Genomic DNA, 11,920 nt, shown 5'->3' with positions numbered 1-11,920 from the left:
GGGGTGCACTGACGCCGGCGACGGCGGTGGGAGCGGTCGTGCTCAGGGGCGGGCGGTCGTCGGCGGCGGCACCAAATGGCCGTTTCTGACCAGCGCGACGACCCGCTCCAGGTCAGGCGTCATGTAGCGGTCGTCGCCGAGCGGTGCGACGTGCCGGCGCAGCTCGGCGTGGAGGGCGCGGGTGCCGGGGCCGAGCGGCAGGCCGGTCATCTTGTCCGCGATCAGGTCGATGCCCTGGGCCGCCATCAGGTACTGGACCGCGAGCACGATCTCCAGCCGGTCGAGGTTCTCGTGCAGGTGCCGGGCCGAGGCCATGGCCATCGTGTTGTGGTCCTCCTGGCCGTCCTTGACCGGACGGGACAGCGTACCGGCCGGGGTGGCCCTGACCTGCAGCTCCGGGATCAGCGCCGCGGCGACGGACTGCACCTGCACCATGCCGGAGTTCAGCCCGGGAGTGCCGCCGGCGAGGTTGGCGGGCAGGCCGTAGCTCCAGCGGGGCGACAGCAGCCGCCCGGACAGCTCCTGCGACAGGACGGCGACGTCGGCGATCTCCGCGTTGAGGCTGTCGGCGAGGTGTCCCATGATCGAGGCGTCCCAGTTGCCGCCCATGACGAACTCGTAGCCGCTGCCCTGCTTGCGCCGGAAGACGAGCGGGTTGGAGGTGGAGGAGTTCGCCTCGCGTACCAGGGCGCGGCGGGCGCCGGCGAGCACGTGCCGCAGCCCGGCCAGGATGTGCGGCGCGGCCCGTACGGACACCGCGTCCTGCACCCGGGGCTCGTCGTTCTCGGGGTCGAGCCGCCTGCGGCCCTCCTCGGTCATCCAGCCCGAGCCCGCCACCATCGCCCGCAGCCGTGCCGCGACCGCGTTCTCCTCGGGGATGTGCCGTTCTTTGTGCGTACGCGCGTCCAGCGCCCCCCGCTCGGCCCTGGTCGCCTCCATGAACAGCGCGAACGCGCCCTCCGCCTGGTCGGCGAGCACCGTGGCCCGGCGTACGGCGTCCATCAGCAGGGCCGCCACGACCGTGCTGCCGCTGACGATCGGCAGCGCCTCCCCGGCCTGGAGCGTGAACGAGGCGGGCAGCCCGGCCTTGGGCAGCAGCGCGGACGCGGGCCCCTCCTCGCCCGCGTACCGGACCGGCGCGTCCTCGCCGATCGCCGCCAGCCCGGCCGCCGCCTGCGGCTGCAGGTCGCCGGTGCCGAGCGAGCCGATCTGCGGCATCCTCGGCACGACCCCGGCGTTGACCAGGGCGAGGAGGCGCTGCGGCAGCTCGGGGCGCACGCCGTACGTGCCGCGTGCCATCTGGTTGGCCTTGATGACCAGCGCCAGCCTGGCCACGGGGTCCGGCAGCGGCTCGCCGACCCCGGCGGCGTGCGAGCGGAGCACGTTGCGCTGGAACTGCTCGGCCTGCTCGGGCGAGAGCGGACGGTCCTTCAACGGCCCGAGCGCCTGGTTCCAGCCGTACACCCGCTGCCCGCTCTCCAGCGCCTCGAGCGCGCCCGCCCGCGTCCGCGCCATCGTCGCCCAGGCCTGCGGCGCGATCCTGGCCGAGACCGGGCGGCCCTCCAGGATCGCGAAGGCGTCCTTGAGCGTGAACGAGCGGCCGTCGAGCACCAGGTTCAGCGGTTCGGGCGCCGGCGCGGCCGGCTCCGCCGTGGCCTGCGCCGGTACGAGCAGGGTCACCAGCAGGCCCAGCCCGGTGACGATGCGTGCGATCCTCATGAACGCCTCCCCTTCCGGATCGCTCCGTTATAGGCGGGGGAGGGTCCGCGACGCGCGGCGGCAGGCGGCTGCTGACCTGATCCGGGACAAGTGATGAGGGCCCCGGTACTGTCGGTGGCCATGGAGATCTGGATCAACCCGGCCTGCTCCAAATGCCGCGCCGCGCTGTCCGTCCTCGACGCGGAGGGCGCCGGCTACACCGTACGCCGCTACCTCGACGACCCGCCGAGCGCCGCCGAGCTGCGCGACGTGCTGGCCAGGCTCGGGCTCGAGCCCTGGGACATCACGAGGACCGGCGAGACGGTCGCCAAGGAGCTGGGCCTGGCCTCCTGGCCGCGCGACGCCGCCGCCCGTGAGCGGTGGATCGAGGTGCTCGCGGCCCATCCCGTGCTCATCCAGCGGCCGATCATCACGGCCGGCGACGGGACGGCGGTGGTCGCCCGTACGGAGGAGGCCGTCCGCTCCGTCCTGCCCGCGAAGGGGGAATGACGGAAGGCCGCGTTCCCACGGGCGAGATGGGAACGCGGCCTTCCGGGTCTTTCCAGACTTCCGATCTTCCGGCCGTTCTCCGAAGGGCCGGCGCGGCTACCGGGCCGTCAAGGCCTCACGCGGGCGTGGCCGGGGTGGGGGCGTCCTCCTTCTTCGGCTGAGCCGGCAGGTCGAGGCTGTCGCGCAGCTTCGCCGGCTTGAGGAACGACGCCGCGATGAGCCCGACCACCGCGATGCCGGCCGAGACGAGGAAGATGTGGCCGGTCGCGTCGCCGTACGCGGCGCGCACGATCTGCTTGATCGGCTCGGGCAGCGCATTGAGGTTCAGGCTGCCGCTCGCCGTGCCGCCGGTCACCGGGATGCCGGCCTTGGCCAGCCCTTCCGTGATGTTCGTCGCCACCCGGTTGGCCAGCACCGCGCCCAGCACGGACACGCCGACGGTGCCGCCGAGCGAGCGGAAGAACGTGATGGCGCCGCTGGCCGCGCCGACCTCGCGCAGCGGGACGGTGTTCTGGATGACCAGGACGAGGTTCTGCATCGACATGCCGACGCCGGTGCCGACGGCGAGCATGTAGAGCGAGACCAGCACCAGCGACGTCTCGTGGTCGATGGTGGACAGCCCGCCGAAGCCGGCGAGCAGCACGACCAGGCCGACCAGGATGTACGGCTTCGTCCGGCCGCTCTTGGAGACCATCCGGCCGCTGATCGTCGAGGAGAACAGCACGCCCACCATCATCGGGATGGTCAGCAGACCGGCGGCCGTCGGGCCGTAGCCGCGGCCGATCTGGAAGTACTGGCCGAGGAAGACCGCGCCGCCGAACATGGCCATGCCGACCGAGAGGCTGGCCAGGATGGCGAGCGCGGGATCGCGGCGCCTGATGACGTGCAGCGGCACGACCGGCTCGCGCACCTTCGACTCCACGTACGTGGCCAGCGCGAGCAGCGCCACGCCACCGCCGACCATGGCGGCGGTCTGCCAGGACAGCCAGTCGAAGGAGTTGTCGACGAAGGTCACCCAGATGAGCAGGACGCTGACGCCGGCGGCGATGAGCAGGGCGCCCCAGTAGTCGATGCTGACGTCGGCGCGGCGCACGGTCGGCATGTGCAGGGTCTTGGCGAGCAGCGCGAACGCGGTGATGGTGAACGGCACGGCGATGAAGAAGCACCAGCGCCAGCCGAGCCACGAGGTGTCGGCGATGAGGCCGCCGAGCAGCGGGCCCCCGACGGTGGCGACCGCCATGACGGCGCCGAGGTAGCCGTTGTACCGGCCGCGCTCCTTCGGCGGGATCATGGCGGCGATCACGACCTGGGTGAGGATCTGCAGCGCGCCCATGCCCAGGCCCTGGAGCGCGCGGAAGGCGATGAGCTGGCCGGTGTTCTGCGCGAACCCGCAGGCCAGCGAGCTGACCATGAAGATCACGATGGAGATCTGGAGCAGCAGCTTCTTGTTGAACAGGTCGGCGAGCTTGCCCCAGATGGGCGTCGAGGCGGTCGAGGCCAGCAGGGATGCGGTGACGACCCACGTGTACTGCGACTGGCTGCCGTTGAGCGCGCCGATGATCTGCGGCAGCGCCACCGAGACGATGGTGGCGCTGATCATGGCGACGAACAGGACGAGCAGGAGGCCGCTGAGGGCGTTGAGGATTTGGCGGTGGGTCATCGGCTCCGCCGCGGACGGCGCTGCCGGCTGGGCACTCACACGCAACCTCCGTTCAGGGTGTGTAAGGGAAGCAACTTGGATACTTTACATGCTCACGCGGCAACTTTGCGCATTGAGCATTCATTCCCAATGGGTAAACTATCTCGCACCATGGGTGGTACAGCAGGGTTGCGCGAGCGCAAGAAGGCCGAGACGCGGCAGGCCGTGCACGAGGCGGCGCTGCGGCTCACCGTCGAACACGGCCTCGACAACGTCACCGTCGAGGCCATCGCCGACGCCGCCAACATCTCGCGCCGGACGTTCTCCAACTACTTCGCCGGCAAGGAGGACGCGCTGCTGTACGGCGACGAGCACATGCACGACATCCTCGTGCGCCGCGTGCGCGAGCAGCCGCCCGACCGCTCCGCCTGGCTCGCCCTGCGCGGGGCGCTGGAGAGCCTCTTCGACGAGCACGACGGGCCCGACCGCGAATGGCACATCCGCGCCCGCCTCGCCATGCGCCACCCGTCCCTGCTCGCCCGCCAGCTCGCCAACCGGATCCAGCTGGAGAACGACCTGAGCGAGGCCGTGGCCGGGCGCGAGGGCGCCGCCGACCCCCGGCTCGTCGCGGCCGCGTTCCTCGCGGCGCTGCGCGTGGCCACCCAGCGGTGGTGCTCGGAAGACGAGACCCGCCCGCTCCAGGACGTCATCACCCAGTCCCTCGACGAGCTCGCCGCACCCTTCACCTGACCCGCCCCACCGGTGCGGTCACCCGGCCTTGTCCTTCCAGGGGAGGACGATGGCGGTGAGGATCAGCCCGTCGGCGGCCAGCCAGCGCCCGGAGAAGTCCTGGAGCGTACGGCCGCCGAGCTGCGGGCCGGGGACGAGTAACCGCGCGCTGAAGCTGCCGCGCACGCCGCCCGTCCCGCCGCCCGCTCCGGAGACGGGTGCGGCCCCAGGGGCGGGGGCGGCCACCGCCGGGACCGGGTCGGCGACGAGGTCGATGCGCGCCTCCTCGAAGCCGAGCCACCGCCCGGTCAGCGGATACCACGTCTTGTAGACGGCCTCCTTGGCGCAGAACAGCAGCCGGTCCCAGTGCACGCCGTCCTGCCCGGCCCGCTCCCGTACGAGCGCCGACTCCTCGGGCAGCGCGACCGCGTCGAGCACCCCGTCGGGCAGCGGGCCGTCGGGCTCGGCGTCGATGCCGATGGACGCCACGTCGGACCGCACGGCCGCCACCGCCCCGCGATAGCCGGCGCAGTGGGTGATGCTGCCCACGATGCCGTCGGGCCACAGCGGCTCACCGCGGGATCCGGACAGGATGGGCACGGGCGGGCGGCCGAGCAGCGCAAGCGCCCTGCGCGCGCAGATGCGGGCCGCCGCGAACTCCTTGCGGCGCTTGTCGACGGCGCGGGCGACCAAGGCCTCTTCCTCAGGGAACAGCACGCCGTCGAGATCGTCGTCGTCGCGCGACTCGACCGCGACGACCTGCGGGGGGAGTATGGCTTCGATCACGTGGACACCGGGGCCGGGCCGATCATGGCTTCATTCTAGGTGAGCACTGTTTGCGGAGATCGTCGTAATGATTGGGTGGTCTCCAAGAATTAACCCGATCGTCTGGAGGACGACATGCCCGCCCGCGCCGCCGCCGACCGTGAGCTGTGGATCCGCTCCTTGCGCCCGGCCCCAGGACGCGCGGTCACGCTGCTGTGCTTCCCGCACGCCGGCGGCGCCGCCGGTTACTTCACCCCGCTGGCGCGGTGTGCGGACGCGTCCGTCGAGGTGCTGGGCGTGCAGTATCCGGGCCGGCAGGACCGCTTCGGCGAACCCATGATCGACGACATCTTCGTGCTGGCCGAGCGCATCCATGAGGCGCTGACGTCCGCGCCGGTCGAAGGGCCGATCGCCTTTCTCGGGCACAGCATGGGGGCGACGGTCGCGTTCGAGGTGGCCAGGATCATGGAACGCGAGGGCCAGGCCCCGCCCGTACGGCTGTTCGCCTCGGGCCGCCGCGCGCCGTCCCGCTCGCGTGACGAGGGCGTGCACCGCCTGGACGACGCGGGCCTGGTGGCCGAGGTGCGCGCGCTGAACCCGGCCATCGCGCCCGCCTTCGACAACGCCGAGTTCGTCTCGATCGTGCTGCCCACGCTCCGCAACGACTACCGCGCCGTCGAGCGCTACCGCTGCGCCGACGATGCGACGGTGAGCTGCCCGATCACCGCGTTCCTCGGTACGGAGGACCCGAAGGTGACGCAGGACGACACCGGCGCCTGGGCCGGGCACACCACCGCCGGTTTCGACATGGAGCTCTTCCCCGGCGGCCACTTCTACCTCGAGGACCGGTGGGAACGCGTGTACGCCGAGCTGGCCCGCCGCCTGCCCGGCCGCTGAGCGCGTACACGGCCGAGTCGCGCGCAGAGGAAGCGCCGCCACGGCTCCCGTCCGCGGACGAGGGGCCGATGGACGCCGGGTACCGGTGACGGAGCAGGCCGGCGGGCTTCAGCCTCGGGCTTCCGGCTTCCGGCTTCCGGGCGAGGTCGAGCGGAGGCCCGGGGTCAGCTCTCGACCCACTTGTAACTCTTGGCGAGCGACGACAGCTCCTGCCGGATGGCCGCGATCTGCGTGCCCGTCAGCGTCGGGACCGTCGTGATGAGCAGCTCGGTGATCTCCCGCTTGAACTCCGACTCCGACAGCACCTCGCACAGGTCGTCGCCGCCGCTCTCGTGGGAGCCGGCGTAGGAGCCCTGCGGGTGCGCGGTCGTGCCCCGCTGGCCGACGATGCGCACGTCCGACGCCTTCAGCCCCCGGTCGCCGCCCTCGAGGCGGAACTCCACGATGGTCCCGGGCCTGAGCGCGTGCTTGTCGTCCAGCAGATCGTTCGCGTGCAGGAAGACGTCGGCGCCGCCGGAATCCGGCGCGATGAACCCGTAACCCCGAACCTGATCGAACCGCAGTACCCTACCCGTGACCACCAGCACCTCACTCGACCAAACCACGGGCGTACCAGCTGCGGGACACCCGAGCGCAGGCTACCGCGCGCCGCTGCGGGGGCACAACGGCACGCTCCGGCGGCGCGACGAGCGTCCCGCGGCAGCTCAGGCGGGCACGGGCTGGGGCGGGGCGGCGCCCACGTACCGCGCCGCCGGTCTGATGATCTTGCGGTCGGCGGCCTGCTCCAGGATGTTGGCGCACCATCCGACCGTACGCGCGGCGGCGAACGTCGGCGTGAACATCGATCGCGGCACCCCGCACAGCTCCATCACCACGCCCGCGTAGAACTCGACGTTGGTGTGCAGCTCGCGCCCCGGCTTCAGCTCGGCGAGGATCTCGACGACCCGCCGCTCCACCTCGTGCGCGAAGTCCACCAGCGCGCCGCCGAAGCTCCGCGCGATGCCCGACAGCAGGCGCGAGCGCGGGTCCTCGGTGCGGTAGACGGCGTGGCCGAAGCCCATGATGCGGTCGCCGGCGAGCACGCGTTCGCGGACCCAGGAGTCGATGCGATCGGGCGTGCCGATCTCGTCGAGCGTCTCCAGGGCGCGGCTGGGAGCGCCGCCGTGCAGCGGCCCCGACAGCGCACCGAGCGCCCCCACCACGCAGGAGGCCAGGTCGGCGCCCGTCGAGGCGATCACCCGCGCGGTGAACGTGGAGGCGTTGAAGCCGTGGTCGACGGTGGAGATGAGGTACTGCTCGATCGCCCTGGCGTGCGCGGGGTCCGGCTCCTCGCCGGTGAGCATGTAGAGGTAGTTGGCGGCGTACGGCAGGTCGTCGCGCGGCTCGACCGGCCGAGCGAGAGCCGGTGCAGCGCGGTCAGCAGCGTCGGCATGAGCGCGCTCACCCGCAGCGCGTCGTCGAGGCGGCGCTCGGGGGAGAGGTCGTACAGCGGTTTCATCCCGAGCATGGCGCCGGCCGCCGACACGGCGCCGCGCACCGCCTCCAGCGGCCCGCCGCCCGGCGTGGCCAGGGCGGGCAGCACGGGGCGCAGCGCATCGGGGAGGCGGCGCAGCGCAAGCGTGCGTTCGAGGAAGCGGTGCCGCTCCTCGCCGGACGGCAGCGTGCCGAGCAGCATCAGGTGCCAGACGTCCTCGAACGTCCGCTTCTCCGCGAGCTCGATCGCGGAGTACTGGCGATAGTGGTAGAAGCCCTCACGGCCGCGGACGTCGCTCAGCCGCGTCTCGGTGACGACGACGCCGCTGAGCCCCTTGGGCACGTCGATGCCCTGCCCGTCGCCCGCCGTCGTGGTGGTGCTGTTCATGACGTGAACCTCCTCTGATACCGGCACTCTCGGGCCTCCGGAGGAGGAGCGTCAACGTTGATTTTCATCCACGTGACGCAGGCCACTCGCAGGTCGGAAGGTCTTGTCCGCGTCGTTACGTTGATTTTCGTCAATGTCGGGCCCGAGCGGGCTCCGCCGTGGGCGGAAGGCGCGGGGAGCTGGGAAAACCCGGCCCACGATTCCGTAACGCGGTGGTATAACTACTCACCGTAATCGCGAAAAGCGCGCGCCGGTGCGGACGTCTCCCGGCGCCGTGTCCCCCCGCCTCCCCCCGAAGGAGCATCACGCATGCGCCCGACCCGTGCCTCCCTCATCGCCGGCGGCACCGCGCTGGCCGCGGTCCTGCTCGCCGTCCAGCCCGCCGCCGCCGTCCGCTCCGGCGCGGGCTGTCTCGCGTACGGGCAGGTCGGCAGCTACCTGTCCAGGGAGGGCGGCGCGAAGATCACGCTCTCGGCCGCGTTCGCCGGCGAGCTGAAGCGGGCCGGCATCGGGTTGTCCGCGCTCGGCCCGGCCGAGCTCGCCGACGGCGGCAGGGCGCTGTGGATGCCGGTCGGCGAGCGTTACGACACCGTCGAGACGCCCAGCGGGCGGATCTGCCACCCCGGCGGCTTCCGGCTCACCGACGACGAGGTCGGCGTCACGTACGAGATCGGCACCTTCCACATGCTGTTCGCCACCGGCGGCGGCAGCGCGCTCTTCGCCACCCCCACCGTCAACGGTGAGGCGAGGCCGCGCGGAGAGCTGACCCTCGCCACCTTCGGCCTCCGGCGGGCCCTCGACCCCCGCACGTTCGTCCGGCACGGCGGCGGCGCCGGGCCGCGCAAGGTCGCCCTGACCCTCCACCAGAGCTGGGCCGACCACCTCAACAGAGAGCTCGGCACCCGCCTGCGCGGCGGCACTCACTGGGCCGACCTCGCCATCGCCTGGCAGGGCGAGCCCAGCCGGCCCGTCCCCGCCGGCGCCACGCCCGGTCTGCGCGGCATCGAGCTCGTGAACGACGCCATCCGGCGCACCTCGGCGCCGCCCGCCCCGATCCTGCCGTTCTGACCGGCAGTCCCCCTCCGCCATCCCCCTCACGAGGACACCTCGAAACCGATGAAACGCATACGGCTTGTGCTGCCCCTGCTGGGATGCGTGCTGCTGGGCGGCCTCCTGCTCACCCCCCACACCCCCACGGGCGTCATGCGCGAGGAGGGGCCGCGGCAGCCGGAGCCCTCGGCGGGTGCGCCGTACGACCCGTCCGTCACCATCGAGGCCGCCAGGCGCCGGCTGAGCCGCGACCCCCGCGACGCGGCGGTCTGGGCGAACCTCGGCCACATGTACCTCCAGCAGGCCCGCCGCACCACCGAGACCGCCTACCACGCCAAAGCCGAAGCCGCCCTGGAGCGCTCGCTGCGCCTCGGAGCCGGCGGCCGACCGCCCGTCGAGGCGGTCATCGGCATGGGCGAGCTGGCCAACGCCCGCCACGACCACACCGGCGCGCTCCGCTGGGCCGTACGCGCCCGCGCCGCCGCCCCGCACCGCTGGGCGCTCTACGGCGTGCTCACCGACGCCTACCTCGAGCTCGGCCAGTACGACCGGGCCGAACGCGCGCTGCGCCGCATGCTCGACGGCCGCCCCGACCTGGCCTCCTACAGCAGGGCCGCCCGCATCGAACACCTCCGCGGCCGCATCGGCCCGGCCCGCGAGCTGCTGCGCCGCGCCTGCCGCCTGGCCGCCGACCCCGCCGAATACGCCTCCTGCCAGTGCCAGCTCGGAGACCTCTCCTGGGACGAGGGCGACCCGTCGGCGGCGCGGGCGGCGTACACGCAGGCTCTGGCGGCCGACCCCGGCCACGTGCCCGCGCGGGCCGGCAAGGCGCGCACCGAGGCCGCGCTCGGCGACCCCGACCAGGCCCGCCGCGACTACGCCGCCGCCGTGGCCCACTCGCCCGCCTACGCCGTCGAATACGGTGAGCTGCTCGACCATCTCGGCGACCATGCGGGCGCTCAGCAGCAGTACGCCGCGTTCGTGGCCCACCAGAAGGTGCTCGCCGCCAACGGCGCCACCGACCACTACGCCATCGGGGTGTTCCAGGCCGATCACGGCGACCCCCGCACCGCCGTGCGCCACCTGCGGCTCGAATGGGCGCGACGGCAGGCCGTCGAGGTCGCCGACGCCCTCGCCTGGGCGCTCCACCGGGCCGGACGCCACGCCGAGGCCGCACGCTACGCGGCCCGCGCCGCCGCGCTCGGGGGCCGCAACGCGCTGTTCTCCTACCATCGAGGGGAGATCGAGTACGCCCGCGGGCACCTCGCCTGGGCCCGTACGCACCTCACCCGGGCTTTGGACATCAACCCGTATTTCTCACCCGCAGGGGCGGTCCGCGCCCGCGCCCTGCTCGCGGAGACCGCGTGAGGGTGCGGCAGTACCCCTGCGGAATGCACCGTAAACCAGGTAATTTCACCTCCAGATCCGCGGAAAATCGACGGCACGCTCAATCGTCGATCCCGGATCGCTGTGCTAGCCTGGGGGCGTTGCAGTTGTGGTTCCCATAAAAGACTTTGTGTGCGCCTGACAGATTGCCATCAGGCGCATTTTTTGTTCGCCGGTCATTTCCGGATGGGCACATCGTGGCGACACGGATTCCGCAAAGTGTGGATTCCGTCTGATCTGCGCATTTTCTAAGGAGATCGACATGGCGACAGGCACCGTGAAGTGGTTCAACTCGGAAAAGGGCTTCGGCTTCATCGCCCAGGACGGCGGTGGCGCCGACGTCTTCGCCCACTACTCCAACATCGTGAGCACCGGCGGCTACCGCGAGCTCACCGAAGGCCAGAAGGTGTCCTTCGACGTCGTACAGGGCCAGAAGGGCCCGCAGGCGGAGAACATCATTCCCGCCTGACCTGAGCCACCGAAACCCCTGAGCCTCACGGCTCCCGAGCCCGGGCCCGCACAACGCGGCGCCCGGGCTCGCGTCTGCACCGGCGAACACGGCCCTGAACGGGCATGCTTCCGGGGCCGCTAGGACGCGTGCTCGCCTTCGGAACCCGCGGATGTGCGGCCGCTCCGGGGCCATGCGGCCGTGCGGGCGCTGCTCGGGCCGTGCGGGCGTGAGGTGCCTTCTGCGACCTGCGGATGCGCGGGCGCGGGGGCCGCTTCCGGGGCCGTGCTGTCAGGAGTGCGGTTGTTTCCAAGCCTGCCGGGGGCGATGAATTCTGTGGCCGGCGGGAGTCAACACGGTGGCAAGGACGTATCCGGGATGACGAGAGGACTCACCGCCATGAGCGAGCAGCAGATCGCCCCCGCCGACGTGCCGTCCGACCGCTCGCCCGCGCTCGACCGGCTGGACGCGCTGGTCGGGGAGTGGGACACGGCCGCCATCTTCGACGCGGGCTTCTTCGGCCCCGGCAGCCCCGAGATCGTCGGGCGCGGGCACACGACGTTCTCCTGGATGGAAGGGCGGCACTTCCTCGTCCAGACCTACACCAACGAGCACCCCGACGCCCCCGACGGCATGTGCGTCATCGGCCTGAGCGACCGGCCGGAGGTGTTCGTGCAGCACCTGTACGACTCGCGCGGCGCCGCCCGCGACTACCTCATGACCCTGGAGGGCGGCGAGCTGCGGATCTGGCGCGACGACCCGGCTTTCGCGCAACGCTACCGCGCCACGATCTCGGCGGACGGCAAGACGATCGAGGGCGCCTGGGAGGCGTCGGAGAACGGCGGCCCGTGGCGCCACGACTTCACCCTCGTCTACACCAGAGTCGCCTGACCCCGCAGCACAAGACCTCGCCCGGCACCCGCGACAGCAGCGGCCG

The 11,920-nt window shown here is 72.1% G+C and carries 11 protein-coding genes and 1 pseudogene; 7 read left to right on the top strand and 5 right to left on the bottom strand.

What is annotated here, in order from left to right; translation table 11 throughout:
• Nucleotides 1-42: 42 nt before the first annotated feature.
• Entirely contained in the window at nucleotides 43-1,719 is a 1,677-nt protein-coding gene (gene hutH, locus ACGFIM_RS10840) for a histidine ammonia-lyase (RefSeq protein ID WP_393197968.1), read from the bottom strand.
• Between the two features lie 93 nt (nucleotides 1,720-1,812).
• Here hutH and ACGFIM_RS10835 point away from each other — a divergent pair, with 93 nt between their 5' ends.
• Nucleotides 1,813-2,208: an arsenate reductase family protein gene (locus ACGFIM_RS10835; RefSeq protein ID WP_393197965.1), complete on the top strand. Its 396-nt coding sequence runs from the start codon at nucleotides 1,813-1,815 to the stop codon at nucleotides 2,206-2,208.
• Between the two features lie 115 nt (nucleotides 2,209-2,323).
• On the opposite strand, the gene ACGFIM_RS10830 is transcribed toward ACGFIM_RS10835, so the two are convergent.
• Nucleotides 2,324-3,868 carry an MDR family MFS transporter gene (locus ACGFIM_RS10830; RefSeq protein ID WP_393197962.1) on the bottom strand — a complete coding sequence of 515 codons (1,545 nt, stop codon included), beginning with the start codon at nucleotides 3,866-3,868 and terminating at the stop codon, nucleotides 2,324-2,326.
• A gap of 150 nt (nucleotides 3,869-4,018) precedes the next feature.
• Here ACGFIM_RS10830 and ACGFIM_RS10825 point away from each other — a divergent pair, with 150 nt between their 5' ends.
• A complete protein-coding gene (locus ACGFIM_RS10825) occupies nucleotides 4,019-4,597 on the top strand; it encodes a TetR/AcrR family transcriptional regulator (RefSeq protein WP_393197959.1) in 579 nt (192 codons plus the stop codon).
• An 18-nt stretch (nucleotides 4,598-4,615) separates the two neighbouring features.
• On the opposite strand, the gene ACGFIM_RS10820 is transcribed toward ACGFIM_RS10825, so the two are convergent.
• The gene (locus ACGFIM_RS10820; protein WP_393197956.1) at nucleotides 4,616-5,362 is read right to left on the bottom strand and encodes a 4'-phosphopantetheinyl transferase; all 747 of its coding nucleotides are present in this window, start codon (nucleotides 5,360-5,362) and stop codon (nucleotides 4,616-4,618) included.
• Between the two features lie 114 nt (nucleotides 5,363-5,476).
• Between ACGFIM_RS10820 and ACGFIM_RS10815 the strand changes: the two genes are divergently transcribed.
• Complete coding sequence (locus tag ACGFIM_RS10815; protein ID WP_393197953.1) at nucleotides 5,477-6,238, top strand: thioesterase II family protein; 762 nt, start codon at nucleotides 5,477-5,479, stop codon at nucleotides 6,236-6,238.
• 164 nt (nucleotides 6,239-6,402) lie between these two features.
• On the opposite strand, the gene ACGFIM_RS10810 is transcribed toward ACGFIM_RS10815, so the two are convergent.
• Together ACGFIM_RS10810 and ACGFIM_RS10805 are read right to left on the bottom strand one after the other, a co-directional pair.
• Nucleotides 6,403-6,819: a cold-shock protein gene (locus ACGFIM_RS10810; RefSeq protein ID WP_393197950.1), complete on the bottom strand. Its 417-nt coding sequence runs from the start codon at nucleotides 6,817-6,819 to the stop codon at nucleotides 6,403-6,405.
• Nucleotides 6,820-6,942: 123 nt separating this feature from the next.
• Nucleotides 6,943-8,099 (bottom strand): annotated as a pseudogene (locus tag ACGFIM_RS10805) (citrate synthase).
• Nucleotides 8,100-8,408: 309 nt separating this feature from the next.
• Between ACGFIM_RS10805 and ACGFIM_RS10800 the strand changes: the two are divergent.
• The 4 genes from ACGFIM_RS10800 to ACGFIM_RS10785 all read left to right on the top strand — a co-directional run bounded on the left by ACGFIM_RS10800 (nucleotide 8,409) and on the right by ACGFIM_RS10785 (nucleotide 11,874).
• Nucleotides 8,409-9,167 (top strand): hypothetical protein, encoded by a 759-nt coding sequence (locus tag ACGFIM_RS10800; protein WP_393197947.1) that lies wholly within the window; start codon nucleotides 8,409-8,411, stop codon nucleotides 9,165-9,167.
• A 48-nt stretch (nucleotides 9,168-9,215) separates the two neighbouring features.
• Nucleotides 9,216-10,517, top strand: coding sequence for a tetratricopeptide repeat protein (locus ACGFIM_RS10795; RefSeq protein WP_393197944.1), 1,302 nt, complete (start codon nucleotides 9,216-9,218; stop codon nucleotides 10,515-10,517).
• Between the two features lie 280 nt (nucleotides 10,518-10,797).
• The gene (locus ACGFIM_RS10790) at nucleotides 10,798-11,004 is read left to right on the top strand and encodes a cold-shock protein (protein ID WP_393197941.1); all 207 of its coding nucleotides are present in this window, start codon (nucleotides 10,798-10,800) and stop codon (nucleotides 11,002-11,004) included.
• A 357-nt stretch (nucleotides 11,005-11,361) separates the two neighbouring features.
• Entirely contained in the window at nucleotides 11,362-11,874 is a 513-nt protein-coding gene (locus ACGFIM_RS10785; protein ID WP_393197938.1) for a DUF1579 family protein, read from the top strand.
• The last annotated feature ends 46 nt before the right edge of the window (nucleotides 11,875-11,920 follow it).

Source organism: Nonomuraea sp. NPDC049309, assembly GCF_043196965.1.
Taxonomy (GTDB): domain Bacteria; phylum Actinomycetota; class Actinomycetes; order Streptosporangiales; family Streptosporangiaceae; genus Nonomuraea; species Nonomuraea fastidiosa.
Note: the sequence above shows the minus strand (reverse complement) of the source record. Positions and strands in the feature narration are given on the sequence as shown.